Source organism: Chryseobacterium sp. AC405b (genome assembly GCF_979258685.1).
In genome coordinates this window covers 953006-972020 of the sequence record NZ_OZ409877.1, presented here as the reverse complement: position 1 = coordinate 972020, position 19015 = coordinate 953006, and the positions used below count along the sequence as shown (strand labels likewise).

General features: G+C 35.3%; 18 protein-coding genes and 2 tRNA genes. 14 read left to right on the top strand and 6 right to left on the bottom strand.

What is annotated here, in order from left to right:
* Positions 1-26 precede the first annotated feature (26 nt).
* On the bottom strand, positions 27-1553 hold the full coding sequence (locus tag ACZZZA_RS04655; protein ID WP_463430031.1) for a helicase HerA-like domain-containing protein: 1527 nt from the start codon (positions 1551-1553) through the stop codon (positions 27-29).
* A gap of 290 nt (positions 1554-1843) precedes the next feature.
* Between ACZZZA_RS04655 and ACZZZA_RS04650 the strand changes: the two genes are divergently transcribed.
* Positions 1844-3253, top strand: coding sequence for an MBL fold metallo-hydrolase (locus ACZZZA_RS04650; protein WP_463430030.1), 1410 nt, complete (start codon positions 1844-1846; stop codon positions 3251-3253).
* Between the two features lie 32 nt (positions 3254-3285).
* Positions 3286-3585, top strand: coding sequence for a thioredoxin family protein (locus ACZZZA_RS04645; protein WP_463430029.1), 300 nt, complete (start codon positions 3286-3288; stop codon positions 3583-3585).
* A 125-nt stretch (positions 3586-3710) separates the two neighbouring features.
* Here the strand turns inward: ACZZZA_RS04645 and ACZZZA_RS04640 are convergent, their stop codons facing one another.
* Positions 3711-4463, bottom strand: coding sequence for a nitrilase-related carbon-nitrogen hydrolase (locus tag ACZZZA_RS04640; RefSeq protein ID WP_463430028.1), 753 nt, complete (start codon positions 4461-4463; stop codon positions 3711-3713).
* Positions 4464-4560: 97 nt separating this feature from the next.
* On the opposite strand from ACZZZA_RS04640, the gene ACZZZA_RS04635 reads away from it, so the two are divergent.
* The 5 genes from ACZZZA_RS04635 (at position 4561) to ACZZZA_RS04615 (ending at position 9620) form a co-directional block, all read left to right on the top strand.
* Entirely contained in the window at positions 4561-5001 is a 441-nt protein-coding gene (locus ACZZZA_RS04635; protein ID WP_463430027.1) for a DUF6646 family protein, read from the top strand.
* Positions 5002-5106: 105 nt separating this feature from the next.
* A complete protein-coding gene (rseP, locus tag ACZZZA_RS04630; protein WP_463430026.1) occupies positions 5107-6453 on the top strand; it encodes an RIP metalloprotease RseP in 1347 nt (448 codons plus the stop codon).
* 80 nt (positions 6454-6533) lie between these two features.
* Positions 6534-6607: transfer RNA gene (locus tag ACZZZA_RS04625), tRNA-Asn, on the top strand.
* Between the two features lie 180 nt (positions 6608-6787).
* Positions 6788-6861 (top strand) — tRNA-Asn (locus ACZZZA_RS04620).
* A gap of 230 nt (positions 6862-7091) precedes the next feature.
* Positions 7092-9620, top strand: coding sequence for a DUF5686 family protein (locus ACZZZA_RS04615; RefSeq protein WP_463430025.1), 2529 nt, complete (start codon positions 7092-7094; stop codon positions 9618-9620).
* 417 nt (positions 9621-10037) lie between these two features.
* Here ACZZZA_RS04615 and rpmA read toward each other — a convergent pair whose 3' ends face one another.
* Together rpmA and rplU are read right to left on the bottom strand one after the other, a co-directional pair.
* Positions 10038-10295 (bottom strand): 50S ribosomal protein L27, encoded by a 258-nt coding sequence (gene rpmA, locus ACZZZA_RS04610; RefSeq protein ID WP_162087950.1) that lies wholly within the window; start codon positions 10293-10295, stop codon positions 10038-10040.
* A 28-nt stretch (positions 10296-10323) separates the two neighbouring features.
* Positions 10324-10701, bottom strand: a complete 378-nt coding sequence (gene rplU, locus ACZZZA_RS04605) for a 50S ribosomal protein L21 (protein WP_463430024.1) — start codon at positions 10699-10701, stop codon at positions 10324-10326.
* A 177-nt stretch (positions 10702-10878) separates the two neighbouring features.
* Here rplU and ACZZZA_RS04600 point away from each other — a divergent pair, with 177 nt between their 5' ends.
* Entirely contained in the window at positions 10879-11421 is a 543-nt protein-coding gene (locus tag ACZZZA_RS04600; RefSeq protein ID WP_463430023.1) for a hypothetical protein, read from the top strand.
* 2 nt (positions 11422-11423) lie between these two features.
* Complete coding sequence (locus ACZZZA_RS04595) at positions 11424-12512, top strand: acyltransferase family protein (protein ID WP_463430022.1); 1089 nt, start codon at positions 11424-11426, stop codon at positions 12510-12512.
* Between the two features lie 31 nt (positions 12513-12543).
* On the opposite strand, the gene ACZZZA_RS04590 is transcribed toward ACZZZA_RS04595, so the two are convergent.
* A complete protein-coding gene (locus ACZZZA_RS04590; RefSeq protein ID WP_463430021.1) occupies positions 12544-12783 on the bottom strand; it encodes a hypothetical protein in 240 nt (79 codons plus the stop codon).
* A gap of 134 nt (positions 12784-12917) precedes the next feature.
* On the opposite strand from ACZZZA_RS04590, the gene ACZZZA_RS04585 reads away from it, so the two are divergent.
* The 5 genes from ACZZZA_RS04585 (at position 12918) to ACZZZA_RS04565 (ending at position 17441) form a co-directional block, all read left to right on the top strand.
* Complete coding sequence (locus tag ACZZZA_RS04585; RefSeq protein ID WP_463430020.1) at positions 12918-13499, top strand: MiaE family protein; 582 nt, start codon at positions 12918-12920, stop codon at positions 13497-13499.
* Between the two features lie 9 nt (positions 13500-13508).
* Complete coding sequence (locus ACZZZA_RS04580) at positions 13509-14126, top strand: DUF502 domain-containing protein (RefSeq protein ID WP_463430019.1); 618 nt, start codon at positions 13509-13511, stop codon at positions 14124-14126.
* Positions 14127-14265: 139 nt separating this feature from the next.
* Positions 14266-15195 (top strand): DsbA family protein, encoded by a 930-nt coding sequence (locus ACZZZA_RS04575; RefSeq protein ID WP_463430018.1) that lies wholly within the window; start codon positions 14266-14268, stop codon positions 15193-15195.
* Position 15196: 1 nt separating this feature from the next.
* Positions 15197-16282, top strand: coding sequence for an FAD-dependent monooxygenase (locus ACZZZA_RS04570; RefSeq protein WP_463430017.1), 1086 nt, complete (start codon positions 15197-15199; stop codon positions 16280-16282).
* A 1-nt stretch (position 16283) separates the two neighbouring features.
* A complete protein-coding gene (locus ACZZZA_RS04565) occupies positions 16284-17441 on the top strand; it encodes a pyridoxal phosphate-dependent aminotransferase (RefSeq protein WP_463430016.1) in 1158 nt (385 codons plus the stop codon).
* A gap of 52 nt (positions 17442-17493) precedes the next feature.
* Here the strand turns inward: ACZZZA_RS04565 and ACZZZA_RS04560 are convergent, their stop codons facing one another.
* Positions 17494-18693 (bottom strand): PQQ-dependent sugar dehydrogenase, encoded by a 1200-nt coding sequence (locus tag ACZZZA_RS04560; RefSeq protein ID WP_463430015.1) that lies wholly within the window; start codon positions 18691-18693, stop codon positions 17494-17496.
* Positions 18694-19015 lie beyond the last annotated feature (322 nt).

Genomic DNA, 19015 nt, shown 5'->3' with positions numbered 1-19015 from the left:
CGTTAGAAATTACAAAAGATCATCGCTTATCTTTTTCTTCCGCCCAAACCGAACATTCCCAAGATTGCTTTTGCTCCCTCTCTCATCAATGTGTTGGCAAATGTTCTTCCCGCACGGCTTTTTAAAACCTGCTCAAACATTCCCGGTTCTTCTTTTACGGGTTTTGTTTTTTGTGTCGGAGCTGAATTTTCAACCGCCTGCTCCATTCTTTGTACGAGCATTTCGTAAGCAGATTCACGGTCAACAGGTTTTTCATATTTTGAAACCAAAGCAGACCTTGAGGTCAAATCTGAAACTTCAGCATCATTCAAAACATCCATTCTTGATTCTGGTGAGATGAGATAGGTATGAACCAAAGGTGTAGGAATCCCTTTTTCATCCAAAGCCGTAATAAAAGCTTCACCAATTCCCAGGTTCTGAATAAGCTCAGAAGCGTTATAAAACTCAGTTGTAGGGTAATTTTCAACAGCTTTAGAAATTTCTTTTTTATCTTTTGCCGTAAAACCTCTTAATGCATGCTGAATTTTTAAGCCTAATTGGGAAAGTACATTTTCTGGTACATCACCAGGAATTTGCGTAATAAAATAAATTCCGACACCTTTCGAACGGATCAATTTTACCATCGTTTCTATCTGAGAAACCAATGCTTTTGAAGATTCATCGAAAATCAAATGTGCTTCATCGATAAACAGAACCAGTTTTGGTTTTCCGCTGTCACCTTCTTCGGGAAATGTCATGTAAATTTCTGCAAAAAGCGAAAGCATAAACGTTGAAAAAAGCTGAGGTTTACTCTGAATATCGGCGACTCTCAAAATATTGACGACGCCTTTTCCATCACGTGTTTCAAGCAAATCGTGAACATCAAAACTCAATTCACCGAAAAAATCTGCAGCGCCCTGTTGTTCCAATGCTACAATTGATCTTAAAATTGTACCCAGAGAAGCTGAGGCGATTGATCCGTAATTGGCTGACAATTCTGCTTTACCTTGCGGATTATCTGTAACATATTGCAGAACTTTCTTTAGATCATTTAAATCAATTAAAGGCAGACCTTTATCGTCACAATATTTGAAAACAATAGACATGATACTTTGTTGTGTATCATTCAGTTCTAAAATTTTACTTAACAAAACAGGTCCGAATTCTGTAACTGTTGCACGTAATTTTACCCCTTTGCCACCGGAAATACTCATCAATTCAACCGGAAAAGCCTGCGGATTGTAGGGAAGCTGAGTTTTTGCATATCGTTCTTCAATAATAGAATTCATTTCTCCGGATTCGGCAATTCCCGAAAAATCACCTTTGATGTCTAAAACCAGAGACGGAATTCCTGCGTGAGATAGCTGCTCTGCGAAAACCTGAAGTGTTTTTGTTTTTCCGGTTCCTGTAGCTCCGGCAATCAGACCATGACGGTTGATTGTTTTTAAAGGAATCGTAACGTTGACTTCTGTGACAACATCACCTTCAAGCATTCCTTTTCCCAGAATTATATGTTCTCCTTTGGGAATGTATCTTTTGTTGAGTTCGTCAATAAATTTTGTTTTGTCTGCCATTTGATATTTTTAACTCTTAAAGGTAAATTATTTTTGTAAAATATGATGTTTTGCTTTTGTCAATTTTCTTAATAAACTAAATTTAAAATGAATATAATTAAATATGATATAAAACAGTCTACCAATCTAATCTACTTTAAAAATACTCTTCTCATCTGATATTTAGTGAGTTCTGTTTAAATTTAAAATTTAAGAATTTTGATATTGAAAGAAACTATCAATCAGAATTATCATTTCTTTACAATTAATCCATTACTTTGTATCTTTATAATTATTTTAAATAAGAATCAATGAAAATTGAACAAATATATACTGGCTGTTTAGCACAAGGTGCATATTATATCGTATCAGAAAATGAAGCCGCAATCATAGACCCGCTAAGAGAAGTCAAACCTTATCTCGACCGTCTGGAAAAAGACAAGGTTACTTTAAAATATATATTTGAAACTCATTTTCATGCAGATTTTGTATCCGGACATTTAGATTTAAGCAAAAAAACAAATGCTCCGATCGTGTATGGGCCGACTGCACAACCTGAATTTGAGGCAATCATTGCTGAAGACAACCAGATATTCGAAATCGGAAACATCAAAATAAAAGCACTTCACACTCCGGGTCATACCATGGAAAGTACAACTTACCTTCTGATTGACGAAAACGGTGTTGAAACTGCTATTTTCACAGGTGACACTCTGTTTTTAGGTGATGTTGGAAGACCCGATCTTGCTCAAAAAGCAGGAACGATGACCCAGGAAGATCTTGCCGGAATTTTATACGAAAGTCTGCACAGCAAAATTTTGCCTTTGGATGACAGCATTACTGTTTACCCCGCTCACGGAGCCGGTTCTGCTTGTGGAAAAAATATGCAGAAAGAAACAGTAGATATTCTTGGTAATCAAAGAAAAACCAATTATGCTCTCAATCAGCCGGATAAAGAATCTTTCATTAAAGAAGTTTTAGACGGATTGACGGCTCCGCCCAAATATTTCGGGATGAATGTTGCGATGAATAAAAACGGTTACGACAGTCTTGATGATGTGATGGATAAAGGTTTAAACCCAATCCCGGTAGAAGATTTTGAAAATTTTGCAGAAGAAACCGGAGCTTTGATTTTAGATACACGCAGTGCTGCCGATTTCCACAAAGGATTTATTCCAAATTCTGTTAATATTGGTTTAAAAGGTGATTTTGCACCCTGGGTAGGAAGTCTCGTAGTAGATGTAAAATACCCTTTGCTGTTGATTGCTGATGAAGGAACCGAGGAAGAAGTCATTACGAGATTAAGCAGGGTTGGTTTTGATAATGTTTTAGGATATTTAAAAGGAGGATTCAATTCCTGGAAAAATTCTACAAAAGAAATTGATGAGGTAAAAAGAATTTCCCCGACTGAATTTGCAGAACAATTTAATGAGAATTCAAAAATCATCGATGTTAGAAAACTTACTGAATATTCTGCAGAACATCTGGATAATGCTTACAATAAACCATTAGATACGATCAGCGATTGGGTTACAACGATTGATGATTCGGAACATTTCTTTTTACATTGTGCAGGAGGTTACAGAAGCATGATTGCTGCAAGTATTCTTAACTCACACGGAATCAGAAATTTCACTGAAATCGAAGGAGGTTTCAATGGAATCAAAAAGATAGATAAGCTTCCGACTTCAGATTTTGTCTGTCAGTCTAAAACACTTTAGAAAATCATTGATTTTAATTAAAATAAAACAAAATGTCACAAAAATTTCAGGAACTCATAGAATCCGAAAGACCCGTATTGATTGATTTTTTTGCAACGTGGTGTCAACCATGCAAAGTACAGTCATCGGTTTTGACAACCGTAAAAGAAAACATCGGGGACGGAGCTAGAATTGTAAAAATAGATGTAGATCAATATCCGGCAATTGCTTCGCAGTACGGCGTACGCGGAGTTCCTACTTTGGCAGTTTTCAAAAAAGGAGAATTACTGTATAAAGAAAGCGGTGTGCATGATGTGAATCGTTTGACACAGCTTTTGGAGCAATATATTTAAGTTGAGAATAAAGTTTAAGGATATTTACAATGCATAAAAATCATTCGCAAAGATCACAAAGATTTTCACAGATACTTAGTTACACTCTTCAGTGAAAATCTGTGCGATCTGGATTTAATTTAACTTTAAATCTTAATTTCAAAATCATCCCTGTCATTTAAAAACTGAAAGTGATTTCTAAAATCTTTCAATTCATCTAAATTCAATTCTGCTGAAACTAAATTTCCTTTTTTCTCGGTAATTTCTTTTCCGTCAGCAAAAAAGCAGTGCGAACTTTCCTGATAAAACAGATCATTTCCATCAGTACCGATTCTGTTTAAACCAAAAACATAGGATAAATTTTCGATGGCTCTGGCTTTCAACAAATGTTCCCAGGCTCCGACTCTTTTCTCCGGCCAGTTGGCAACGTACAAAATAGCATCGTAATCATTATCGTTTCTCGCAAAAACAGGAAACCTTAAATCATAGCAAACCTGTAACAGAAATCGGATTCCGAGATATTCCACAATTACTCTTTTATCTCCTGGAGTGTAGATTTTATCTTCGCCGGAAAAAGAAAATAAATGTCGTTTATCATAGTACGTAATTTCTGAATTAGGCTTCACAAAATACATTCTGTTAAAAAACTTTCCTTCAACTTCCACAGAGGCACTTCCTGAGAATGCAGCATTTTTCTCTTTTGAAATTTTCTTCAGGAATTCTAGTGATTCTTCATTTTTATCCGAAACTTCAGCAGCCTCCATGCAAAAACCAGTAGAAAACATTTCGGGAAGAAGAAATAAATCTGCATTTTGATTTTGAAGATGCTGTTCAATCAACTTAAAATTTTCAGTTTTATTTTTCCAGATAATATCTTGATTTAATGCTGTAATTTTCATATTTCCAATTCAAAAGTTGGATAAAATTACAGCTTTTAATTGATTTCGGTTTTATATTTGCTGCAAATTGTCATAGTAATAATTTAAAATAAAATCTATGAAGAAATTGGTTTTTATGATGATGCTTATTTTTGCAGGTGCTACAGTTCAAGCACAGGCCTGGACGGGGAAAGGAGATCAGAAAGTAAATTTAGGTGTGAATGCATGGGGTTACGGAACAGGGATTACCGCTACTTACGATTATGGTTTAAATGAATTTTTGTCTGTCGGAGCCGGAGCCAATGCTTACTTTGACGGTTATAAAGACAATGATAAAGACAACAGAGTTTTTATTTTCGGAAGAGTAAATTTCCATTTGAAAGATGCGTTAGATTTACCAGAAAAGCTTGATATTTATCCCGGAGTTGACTTAGGAGTTCTCGGAAGAGACTTCGGAATCGGTGCTCATATCGGCGCGAGATATTTCTTTACAGAAAAAGTGGGCGTTTTTGCCGAAGTAGGAAACAACGGAAGCCTTGGAGTTTCGTTCAATTTTTAAAAATCAGTCACGATATATGACAAAGCTTCTCATTTCGAGGAGCTTTTTTGTTTGGCATCGTTTTGATAATTGTTACCTTTGCAAATTAAAATCTAAAAACAATTAATGGAATTAGCAATCAAGATCTTTCAATTCATATTAAGCATATCTATCTTAGTAATTCTTCACGAGCTTGGGCATTTCTTACCCGCCAAATATTTCAAAACCAAAGTAGAAAAATTTTATCTGTTTTTTGATCCTTATTTTTCTTTAGTTAAGAAAAAAATAGGTGAAACTGAATATGGTATTGGATGGCTGCCTTTCGGGGGTTATGTAAAAATCGCCGGAATGGTGGACGAAAGTATGGACACCGAGCAGCTGAAGCAGCCTGCCCAACCTTGGGAATTCAGAGCAAAACCGGCTTGGCAAAGACTGATCATCATGATGGGTGGAGTTACTGTAAATTTCTTCTTAGCATGGATCATCTACGGATGTCTTTCCTATTTCAATGGCGAAACTACTTTTGATACTGCGAAAGTGGATGCTCCGATGAATTATACAAGCGTTGCCAAAGGAATGGGTTTTCAGGATGGTGATAAAATCTTAAAAGTAGATGGAAAAACGCAGAATAATCTTGACAAACTGGCTTTAGACGTTTTATTAAGTGACGAAATCACAGTTTTAAGAAACGGAAAAGAAGTGACCTTTCCTACGAATGACGATGGTAAAGCAATGGCATTTAAGGACGAAAATCCTAAAGCTTTTCTTACCCCAAGATTTCCTGCGGTAATTGATACGATTGTGAATCCTAAAACAGCAGCAGCAGGTTTAAAAGTAGGAGACCAAATCGTCTCTGTCAATCAGCAGAAAATTAACTATTATGACGAACTGACTGGTGCTATTACTAAGAACGCAGGAAAAAATATTAATATAGAAGTCTTGAGAGCGGGCGATGTTCAGCCACTGGTTTTAGCGGTTTCGAAAGAAGGAACAATAGGAGTTTCTTCTTATAAGCAGATAACCAAATATTACGAAACAAAGAACTTTACTTTCGGAGAATCAATCGGAAGAGGCTTTACAAGAAGTATTGAGAGTTTAACGTATCAGGTAAAACAGTTTAAATTAATCTTCAACAAAAAAGTTCAGGGTTATAAAAAAGTAGGAGAACCGTTGGCAATCATCAAAAATATGCCTGTTGACAAAGCGAAAGACGGAAGTGTTTCTATTGATTGGACAGCTTTCTGGAGTTTCACGGCTATGTTTTCTGTGTGGTTGGCATTTTTGAACCTTATTCCTATCCCGGGATTGGATGGAGGACACGTGATTTTCACTCTATACGAAATGATTGTAGGAAAACCGGTTCCGCAAAAGATATTAGAAAATGCACAGATGGTAGGAGTTATCTTCTTGTTAGGCTTAATGTTACTGATTTTTGGAAGCGATATTTTTAAATGGATTACAGGAAGTCTGTAATTTTATTAAAAAAATTAAATAAAAAACTTGTGTGGTTTAAATATCAGTCCTATATTTGCACCACCTAAAAATAGGGACATTCCTCCTTAGCTCAGTTGGTTAGAGCATCTGACTGTTAATCAGAGGGTCCTTGGTTCGAGCCCAAGAGGAGGAGCAAAAAAGACTTACAGAAATGTAGGTCTTTTTTGGTTTTTATATGTTTCACATCTATTTATTTTAAAATTTAAATTCCTGAAAAATAATCTGATAGCACACTATGGATGATTTTCATTAAAAATTATTTGCTTGATATTATTTTTCATATTATATTTGCACCACCTTAAAAGAGGGAAATTCCTCCTTAGCTCAGCTGGTTAGAGCATCTGACTGTTAATCAGAGGGCCCTTGGTTCGAGCCCAAGAGGAGGAGCAAAAAGACTTACAGAAATGTAGGTCTTTTTTGTTTTATATCATTTAAAGGTATACGTTCTGAGATTTTGTGAAATATCTACCGCAAGCATTCTCTGGGCGCAATATTGATAGCTTTATTTTTGTTACATTTGCATTTTTATAAATAAAGGCAAAAGTCTTTAGAAAACTTTTAAATTTTAACAATAAAACAGCACAGTTTTTGTTTAAACAAAATGCTCGAAGATACGAATGATGTTAAACAATCAATTTAAACATAGCCTCCTATATATTTCCATATTTGTAACCAGCCTTTTTCATGCTCAAAACACGGCTAGCGGAAAGATTGTAGACGAAAAAACCAATAAAGAGATCAGCGCTGTTGAAGTCTTTATCAACGATAATAATACACCAATACTTACCACTACATCAGGAAGTTTCAGCGTACAGTCAGACAGTATTATTTACAAGCTTAAATTTCAGAAAAAAAATTATGCTCTGGAAAGTGTAGAAATTACTGCGGATAAAAGCACCAATCTTATCGTTAAACTATCTTCCGAAAAAGTAAGCAGCATTGAAGAAGTAGTGATTCACAACGAGAAAACAAAATACAAAAACAAAAAAGAAAATCCGGCATACCGAATTATGCAGGAAGTGTGGAAGCGTAAAAGAAATAATGGTCTTGATAAATTTGACACCTACACATATAAAGAATACGAGAAAATTCAGTTTGATGCCAACAATCTAGACAGTGCGTTCATGAACAGAAAAATCTTTAATAAATTAGATTTTATCTTTGATTATGCCGACTCTACCGCAAGAGGAAAAATGGCTCTTCCTGTATTTTTGAATGAGTCTGTATACACCAATTTTGGTGAAAATAAGCCTGGAAAAAAAACCAAAAAACTTTTGATTGCCCAAAAAACTTCGGGATTTCAGGATAATAAAATATTGGCAGTTACAGCAAAAAATCTTTACCGTGATATCAATATTTACGATAATACATTAAATTATTTCGACATCGGATTTCCCAGTCCGGTAGGAACAGACGGCTTTAGCACGTATGATTATAATTTAGTGGATACCATATCAATTCGAGGAGAAAGCGCCTACAAAATACGTTACCAGCCAAGAAGAACTGAAGTTTTAGCTTTTCAGGGAGATCTCTATATAGATACAGACTCATATGCAGTTTTGGGAGCCACTTTAAAATCGACTAACAAAATCAATGTCAACTTCATCAATGCTATTTCAACAGAACTGGAATACGACAATCCTGATGAAGAAACTTTTTTACCTAAAAAAATTGTCACAGAAATTGAATTAACCCCATTCTCGAAGAAAAAAACGTCAAAAGGTATTGTGGCAAAGAGATCTGTAGACTACTCAGAATATGAGTTTAATAAGCCTTTGGATAATTCTGTTTTCACAAGAAAAGAGGAAGAATATGATGATAGGTTTATCGACAAAGATGATGCATACTGGATTGCGGCAAGACCCGATTCTTTATCGAAAAGCGAGAAAGGAGTTTATGAAATGCTGGATAAACTTCAGCAAACCCCAAAATTTAACCGAATAGTAAAGATTTACGAAACACTTGATTCCCAATATTATAATATTACAAAAGGAATTGATATAGGTCCTATATTCTCTATTTATGGAAAAAATGATGTAGAAGGCGACAGAATACGACTGGGCGCAAGAACTTATTTCGGACAGAATGATCCTTGGAGAATTCAGTTTTATAATGCTTATGGTTTTAAAGACCAGCAATTCAAATACGGTGTTGAAGGACGTTATATGTTCAATAGAGTTAACCGTTTTATGATTGGAGCAGGAACGAAAAGAGATATTTCCCAACTTGGCGTACAATTGACCACAGAAGACGGTATTATGTCGCGCTCATTTGCTTCTTCTACCGTTTTTGCAAGAGGAGAGAATGCATCTTTAAGTTCAGTCAATCAGACAAGTGTTTTCACTTCGATCGAGCCCTGGAAAAACTTTCAGGTAAGAGTTGACGGAACCCTGCAAAGCATTAAATCTGCTAATCCTTCAGGCTTTAGCCTAATGTATTACAGAAATGGTGATCTGAGAAAAACAACGAATGATTCTCACGTTACGATCAGCTTAATTGCAAGACCGGGAGCGAAGTTTTCTCAAACCGGAGTTGACCGTTATGAGCACGGAACTTTAGCATCAACGATTGTGCTGAAATATACGAGAGGTATTGAAGGTTTATTTAATGCAGATTTTAATTATAATAAATTGCAGTTCATGTTTTATAAACCGATTCTTTTGGGAAGCTGGGGAAAAACGTTGCTGAATTTTGAAGCCGGAAAAAACTTTGATACTGTTCCTTTGGCTTTGCAAAATGTTATTCCCGGAAACCAATCGTATGGAATTGTTGCCAATACGTTTGCACAGTTGAATTATTATGAATTTGTTGCCGACACGTATTCTACACTTCACGTAGAACACCATTTCAACGGGAAAATTCTTTCTTTTATTCCTCTCATTAAGAAATTGAAGTTGAGAGAGGTTGGGTTCATTAGAGGCGCTTACGGATCTTTGAGTGACGCTTCTAAAAATATCAACGTAGAAAATTTAAAATATTCTGCACCAAACGAGCAGATATATTACGAATACGGATTTGGTATTGAAAATATAGGTTTCGGGAACATCAGAATTTTCCGTGTAGATTTCAACTGGAGAGGAAATTATCTTGACCGTCCGGATGCTTCTAAGTTTGGAATTAAGGCTGGTTTTCAGTTTGGGTTTTAATACTCAGTATGTATTTCTTTAATGAGCCGGCGGAGCCTTTCACATGTTTTACTTATTATGACATCTTATTTTTATCTCTAATAATATTATTCAATTATTTTATTTCAACTAAAAGGATTAAAATAAGACAGGATGCAATTTTCAAAGCCCTTATTTTTTTATTGTTTTTCATTCTTATACCTTATATTTCGAATGAGATAGAACTACATAATATACATTATAAATTTAAAGTCATCGATGGGTTTAATCTTTTATATTTAATCCTAAAATTTCCCGTTTGGTGGACATTAGGAATTTTCGAAATTCTGTTTTTAATTAATTTGAAGAAAAATAGTAGTCATTTGACTAAATAATTAGAAACAAAAAATCCTCAACAAATATGCTGAGGATTTTTATTTTATAAAACGCTAAAATTAATTATGCGTTCGGCTCAATAGATACGTAAGATCTGTTGTTTGCTTTCTTTCTGAAAACTACTTTACCGTCAACAAGTGCGTGCAAAGTGTGATCTTTACCCATACCCACATTGTTACCTGGGTGATGTTGAGTGCCTCTTTGTCTGATAATGATATTACCAGCAATAGCTTCTTGTCCACCGAAAATCTTCACACCTAATCTTTTAGAATGAGATTCTCTACCGTTTTTGGAACTACCAACTCCTTTCTTGTGTGCCATTTTATTTTAAGGTTTTTTGGTTTAACAATTATTCTGCGCTTTCAGCGTCAGCTTTTTTAGTTGTTTTTTTAGCAGGCTTCTCTGCTTTTTTACTGTCAAATCCTGTAATACCAGTGATTTGAATTTGAGTTAAAGATTGTCTGTGACCGTTCTTTACTTCATAACCTTTTCTTCTTTTCTTTTTGAAGATGATTACTTTATCAGCTTTTACGTGGTCAAGGATCTCTGCCTCTACAGTGATACCGCTTACAGCTGGGGCGCCTACAGTGATTGCTCCGTTTACAGTAAGAAGAATTTTATCGAAAGATACTTTTCCTCCTTTATCTCCTTTCAAACGGTTCACAAACAACTTCTGGTCTTGCTCAACTTTATATTGAAGCCCTGCTATTTCTACAATTGCAAACATTGTCTATAAATTTTTAGTTAATTCGAGGTGCAAATATACTGATTATATTCAAATTAACTAATGCAAATATCAATTTTTTTCTTATTTTTTGCTTAACCAAAATCAAATCACAAATTTTGCAACGATTGGTAAAAAAAATTCTTAGGAATTAATCGTATTTTTGAAAAAAAACTTCCAATGAAAATAATTTTAAGCATTCTACTTTGTATATCACTTACATCATGTACGGTCTACGGATTGACAAACGATTACAAGAAACTTTCAGATGAGGAAAAGCAGACCATTGTTCCTCTGAAGAATTTTGATGATACAAATACACAGCAAGTTTATAAAATAAACGGAAGCCAGCTCAGAGAAGAGTTGAAAAAACATCCAAAATCTATAGTTTATATTTTTACAAATGGCTGCACATCACAATACTGTCTTCCAATGTCAAATTATGAACGGTTTGCAAAAGAAAACAATTACAAACTTTTTCTTGTGATGGAAGGATATTCTCATCTTCAAAAAACAACAGAACAGCGGTCTGAAGTTTTTACCGAACCTTTATTTTCAATTGATAACGATTCTTACAATTCATGGTACTCTGTAAGATATCATCGGTTATTCGAAAATGAATTACGAGGAATTGACAGAAAAGAGAAACCAAAATGGGAAGGAAGTTTGTATTTTTTTGAATATGATCAGCTTAAAAAAATCACAAAAGAATTACCTAATTAAAAATGAACAGAGATCTCTACATTGATTTTGCGAAAGGCCTGGCAACGCTTTCCATTATATTTATTCACACGGCATTTTGGTCGGGGCAGTTTTACATCATTCCGGAATTACGTGTGTTTTCTCTGGTTTTCGATGTTGCACTTTTTTATGCTTTAAGCGGAATAACATCAGGAGCTAACATCGAAAAAACACTTTACCGCCTTTTAAAACTGCAGATAACGTACATGATTTTTGTGACGCTTCTGTTCTTTTTAGATTATTTATTTAAAATTTTCGGACTCACCTTTTTCTCACTCGAATGGTTGCAAAGTTTTTATTCAACTTTCGGGTCAAAATATTCAGCAACAAGTATTTCTACAGCTCCGCAATGGCAAAACCTTGGTAATTGGTATCTTCATGAATATAGTAATGCAGATACTTTTCCGGTTGTGATGGGAAGTTTCTGGTATCTTAAGGTCTATTTTATTCTCACTGTTTTTGGAGTCTTGATTTTAAGATTTTTCCCGAAGCACGTCAATTGGTTTATAGGAATCTGTATTGCTTTAACTTTACTGTTTAATATTTTCCCGGAATATTATCCGACCGGACAGGTAGGTTATGTAGCTTTTTACATGGCCGTTTTTCTTATCGGAAACAGAATGCGTGGAAAAAAAATCCCGACCAGGGTAATTCCTGTGCTTTACGGATTGGTGGCTGCAGCTCTGGTTTGGATGTTCTGGCATTTTGGAAATGAAATATTTTTCAAAATCAATAAACAAAAATTCCCGCCGCAAACACCGTATATCATCTGGACTTTATTTTCACTAACCACTTTATTTGTGCTCTACAACAGATTGAAAATCACAAAAGAAAATTTCGTCACGCATATTGGTAAAAATGCTATCTTCTTTTATTTCGGACAGGGAATCAGCTCGTCTTTGGTTTATTTTCTTGTTGTTCCGATGAAAGAATTAATGCCTTGGTGGGTTTTGATGGTTTTTATTTACATCATCAACGTCATTTTAGCCTTTATCATCGCAACAGGTTTGAAGAAAATCGATGCTTTTGGATGGGATATTTTGGAAATTTTGCGTAAAAAAACCGCCCAGTGATTTTCTGAGCGGTTTTTCTTAATGTTTTAATTTAGTCTCTTCTGGTACGTCCTCCTCTTACCAGTACTGCTACCAAAACAATAAATAAAATTGCCCCGATAATGATGTAAGTTGGGTTGGTGTACCATTCTTCGGTAGTGGTAGTTGTTGTAGATGTGCTTACTTTAGAATCTGTTACGGCTTCTTGTGCAGATGCAACAATGCTAAATAATAAAGTCATCATGGCTAATGCAAAGTTTTGCATTTTTTTTGCGATTGATTTAATTTCCATAGTATATATTTTAATGTTAAAATATCTTAAACCAACTCTGTGCCACAAATTTTGAAAGTGAAAAAAACGTTTAAAAAATATAGCTTGATATGAATGTAAATTTTATTAATTAAATTTACCAAAATTTTTACATCATGTTTAAGTTGAAACTTCCTACCGACCCAAGGTGGGCAAATATTGCAGAAGATAACATTCAGGAAATTTTGACCGACCACGCATGGTGTGAGCAAAAAGCTGCTACCAATGCCATAGGGTTAATTACCATGCTTCCGGAACGTCCTGATATTGTGACAGAACTTTTGGCAATTGCTCAGGAAGAATTACAACATTTTGGGCAGGTTCTGGAGATCATCAAAAAAAGGGGTTACACATTCGGACGTACCAGAAAAGATGATTACGTTAATGAGCTGGTTAATTTTATCCAAAAAGGAGGTCACAGAGATACTTTAATTGTCGACAAAATGCTTTTTGCAGCAATGATTGAGGCAAGAAGCTGTGAGAGATTTAAAGTTTTAACAGAGCATATAAAAGACGAAGAATTAAAAACATTTTATAAAGAGCTGATGATTTCTGAAGCCAACCATTATACAACATTTATCGGTTTTGCAAGAGAACTTGGCGATCCTGATCAAGTGAACAAGCGTTGGGAAGAATGGCTGGAATATGAAGCTAAAATCATACAATCTTACGGAAACAAAGAAACCATACACGGCTAAAAAGATCAATTGAAAAAACTTACTTTTGAAAATATCACCAATTTTTTTCTGAAAAACTTCTTTCAGGGATTATTGATCATCGGTCCTATCGGATTGACGATTTTTGTGATATGGTATGTGATTTCATCCGTTGACAATATCATTCCTTCTGTGGCCAGACAAATTCCGGGGCTTGTTTTTGTTTCTACAATTCTGGTGACGGCATTATTGGGATATTTGGGAAACAAATTCGTTGTAGGAAGATTTTTTGTAGACGCAATAGACAGAATTTTAGAACGAACTCCGGGTATCAAACATATTTATTCGCCAACAAAAGATGTGATGTCTTCGTTTGTGGGTGATAAGAAAAAATTCAGCGATCCTGTTTGGGTAAAAACCAACGAAAATCCGGAGATCTGGAGAATAGGATTTCTTACTCAAAAAGAAATGGCAGATGTACATAAGCACAATTTTGTAGCGGTTTATCTTCCGCATTCGTATGCAATTTCCGGCTGGGTCATCGTAACCGAAGAAAAAAACATCAAACCAGTAGTGGGAATGACGGCCGCAACGGCAATGAAATTTGCGGTAAGCGGCGGTGTGGCAGGATTCCATTCTGACGACAACGTATTTAAGGCACCGGAATAATATTCTTTCATAATAACGTTCTTGTTATTATTACTTTTATACTTGCTTAAATTATTACAAAAACCAAAAATCTTGTGCTTTGGATATCACACTCGTTACATTTCTAACTCTATTTTTTAATCTAATAAATTCTAATAAAATGAATAATAATCCTCTTCTAAACTGTGACTACGAAAAAGGTGTATGCGAAATTTTAGAAACACCAGCTGCTGAGACATCTTCTGCTCAGCTAAAAGACCTTAAGACAGACAAAATAACAATCATTTATTATACAGACCCAATCTGCTCATCATGTTGGGGAATTGAACCTCAATTGAGAAAATTAAAATTAGAATACGGACAGGCAATTGATATTGATTATCGTATGGGCGGTCTTCTACCGTCTTGGGATATCTACAATTCCGGCGGAATCAGTAAGCCAAGCGATGTTGCGGGACATTGGGAAGAGGTTAGCCCGCATTACAAGATGCCTATCGATGGTGATGTTTGGGTTGAAGATCCTCTGAATTCATCTTATCCTCCGTCAATTGCTTTTAAAGCTGCACAAATGCAGGATAAAAAGAAGGCAGTTGTGTTTTTAAGAATCATCCGTGAAATGGTTTTTTTAGATAGATTAAATATCACTAAAACCGAACATTTAGAAAAAGCAGCTGGTTTGGCTCAACTGGATGTTGCAAAATGGAAAGAAGATTACGAATCTACCGCACAAATAGAATTCAAAAAAGATCTTGATTTGGGAAGGCAACTGGGTGTAAGAGGTTTTCCTACTTTGATTTTTGTAAAAGATGACGAGATGCTTGATATTCTCTATGGTTTTAAACCTTATGAAGATTTTGAGAAGAGAGTAAAAAAGATTGATCCGGAAGCCAAGAGAAACGAATATTCTAAAGAATGGCAAAATTTATTTGCAGTTTATCCTACGCTTACCACTCAGGAATTTGCTGTGCTTTCTAATATTTCTTTTGAAAAATCACAGGAGTTTTTATTAAACCTGAGCAACGAAAATAAACTGGAGCGCAGGAAAATCAAGAATGGTGATCTTTGGCTATTAAACTCAAATCCTAATTAAAATGAGCACAGTTGCAATTATAGGAGCCGGCGTTTCGGGATTGAGCATGGCCAATTATTTAGAAAAAAATAATATTGATTACCATCTCTACGAGCGAAGAACAAAAGATGATCTCAAAGGTCATGGTTTTATTTTACCAAAAGAAGGTATTGAATATCTATCTCAGATTCTTGATATCGAAGAGCTTTATACAAAAGGAAGTTTCTTAAAAAAATATATTCATTATTGTCACAACGGCAACATTATTTCTGAAAAAGATTTGGATAATGTTTTTGTGATTTCGAGAAGCACTTTGATCGAAGTGCTAAGTAAACATCTTCCGGCAGATAAAATTTCTTACAACAAAACATTAAACTTAATTGGATTTAATGAAGGAAACGCAGAAATGCAGTTTGAAGACGGAACTTCTTTACAATCGGATATTGTGATTGCATCAGATGGATCCCGAAGCAGAATAAGAAGAGCCATATTCGAGAATGAAGAAATGAAAGCGGTAAGAGAAAATGAAGTTGTCAATATCATTGAAAACGAAGAGATTGCCGCTCAGATTGAGAGCAATTTTCTGAAATTTCATCATGAGGATGGCGGTTTGACTTTTGGAGTTTTGAAACTGTCTTCCACCAAAATTTTATGGTATTGCCAGTTTGATACCTTTAAATATGTCATCAAGGAAAGCGACAGTCCGGAGGAAATCAAGCAGTTTATGCTCGATCATTTTGGAAACTGGAATCCGCTGGTTACTTCAATTATCAAAGGTTCCAGTTACGAAAACGCACATATTTGGAGAGTATATGAATTGGAAAAACTCAATCCTTTTTATCATAACAACATTGCATTTTTGGGAGATGCAGCACATCCTCTGATTCCTTTTACCAGTCAGGGCGTAACGTCTGCACTGAAAGACTCTTATATTCTCACACAGCTTTTGTTGGAGAAAAAAGGCCTTCAGGAAACTTTTGAAAGCTACGAGCAGGAAAGAAAACCGGAAATTGAAACGCACATAAGAAACGGCAGAACATTGCTGGATCAATTTCTGTTACCATTAGATCAACAACCAAAAGACACATTACCAATATCTTACAAATAATATGTTTAATAATACTGATATAAATTTTGAGGCTCTCAAAAAAAAGGCCTACAACGGAAGATGGGCAACGTTAGAAGACGGAATTATTCCTTTAACGGCAGCTGATCCGGATTTCAGAATGTCTACAGAAATCGAACAGGGGATTATTGAGTATATCAAAGACGGATATTTGAGTTACGGGCCATTTTCCGGTCTGCCTGAATTTAAGAAAAGCGTTGCAGAACATTTTAATATTGGGAAAAACGGAAATTTTTTACCGGAAAATGTACTTGCTGTTAACAGTGCCGCAATGGGAATGTACATGGTTGCCAAATATGTTTTGAATCCCGGAGATGAAGCCATCATCTTTGATCCGGTTGATTTTTTATTTAAGAAAACAGTTGATGCAGTTGGTGGGGTTCTGAAATTATGTCCGGTAGATTCTCAAACGGGAGATATTGATTTTGAAACATTGGTTTCTTTAATCGGTCCGAAAACTAAATTAATCAGCATTTGTAATCCTCACAATCCTGTGGGACGTATCTACTCAAAAGAAATTTTAAAGAAAATCTCCGAAATTGCTGCGGCACATGATCTTTGGGTGATGAGCGATGAGATCTGGAGTGATATTGTGTACGATAAAAGAGAATTTAACACCTATTCTTCTGTTTCTGAAGAAGCCAAAAAGAAAAGTTTTACCGTATTTGGTTTTTCAAAATCATTTGGAATTGCAGGGTTAAGAATTGGTGCGGTTTTATGCAATGATCAGCAAATTTTGGATAATTTTACAGAAAAATCTCAATTCAATTCAACAATTGAAGGTGTTTCTACTTTGTCACAAATTGCCGCAAGTGTTGCGATTGACAGAGCAAAACCGTGGTTTGATGAATTCTTGGCACACCTTCAGAATAACAGAGATTTAGCTTATAAGACATTAAGTAATTCTGGGATTTTAACTCCTAATCTTCCACAGGCAACCTTTGTAATCTTCCCTAAAATTGAAAACGGAATGTCAAGTGACACATTTGCCCAACACGTTTTGCAGAAAGGAAAAGTTGCGATTGTTCCCGGATCTGAACGATGGTTCGGAAAAGGTGCGGAAGGCCATGTGAGAATATGCTTTTCTACTTCACAGGAAATCTTGTCAGAAGGTTTAGATCGAATAATCAAAAGTTTTTAAAACAAAAATGCCTGAAAATCTTTCAGGCATTTTTTATTTGTTTTAGAGTGTGTTACTTTTTAGAAACTTTATACAGTTTACCGCTGTCTGTAATTCCGTACAGATTTCCATCAGATCCGTTCAAAACGTCTCTGAATCTTTCTTTTTGGTCTAAAAGCAAACGTTCTTCACCCACCACTTTGTTATCTTTCATCACAATTCTGTTGATGTGTTGTCCGCTCAGGCAGGCTATGAATAAATTGTTCTTCCATTCAGTAATATTCCCGGTATAGAAAGTAACGCCACTTGGTGAAACTACAGGATCCCAATAATAAACGGGCTGTTCTGTTCCTTCTTTTTGCGTCGTTCCATTATTGATTTTTTCTCCGGAATATTCGATTCCGTATGTTACATCTCCCCAACCGTAATTTTTACCGGGTTGAATCAGGTTGATTTCGTCTCCGCCTCTTGGCTCCATTTCAATATCCCAAAGCTGACCTTTTTCGTCTAAAGCCAAACCTTGCGGACTTCTGATTCCAAATGCATAGATTTCAGGTTTATAACCGTCTTTACCAATAAATGGATTGCCGGGAGCGGGTTTTCCATCTTTGGTTATTTTTAAAATTTTACCTAAATAATTATCCGTTTTCTGAGCATAGACCCTGGTTTCTTTGTCGGATCTTTCTCCCGTACTCACAAATAAATTTCCGTCTTTATCAAATTGCAGACGACTTCCGTAATGTTTGTCACCCTTGTAAGAGGGTGTTGCACGGAAGATTACTTTTACATCAGAAATGTTTTTCAGATCTGCAGATAGTTTTCCTTTGGCAACAGAGGTTAGATTTCCTTCCCCGAAAGGTTCAGAAAAAACAAAAAAGATCATGTTGTTGGTTTTAAAATCGGGATCTAGGGCAACATCAAGCATTCCGCCTTGACCTTTATCGTCAACTTTAGGAAAACCCTCAATTTTTGAAATTTCCTTTCCGTCCGCAGAAACAACGTTGATGAAACCTGATTTTTCTGTAATTAAAAACCGTCCGTCTGGTAAATTAATGATTCCCCAAGGTTTTCCTAAATCTTTGTTTAAAACTTCCACATTGTATGGTGTGGCTGTCTTTACTGTTGCAATTCTTGTCTGTCCTTCAAAAGCTGGTTTATAGTTGGTGTTGGGTTTTTCTACCTTTGCAGACGGTTCGCTTGGCTTTCCTTTTCCCTGACACGAAACGAGGCTTGTTGCCGAGGCTAATAAAATAGGTAACAGTAGTTTGTTCATAATTAATATTTAAAGTGGTTTTGTACACAAGAGTAAAAATAATGCCATAAAAAAATTTTAAAACACTAAAATCTGTAATACTGCTCAAATTGATAAAACGGTAAAGTAAATAACACTAGAACTTCTGGCGAAAACGAGGCTTTCAACGATGAAGCTTAAAAAACACTAAAAACATCAATAAAATGTAATATGGAAACCCGCAAAAAAAGATGAAAATCTTATTGAAACAGAATGTAAGACTCCTCTCATCATGACATTTACCAATTATCAAAAAACATAATAATTATATTTAATGAGTCATTTCGGACTCTTTTTTATTTAC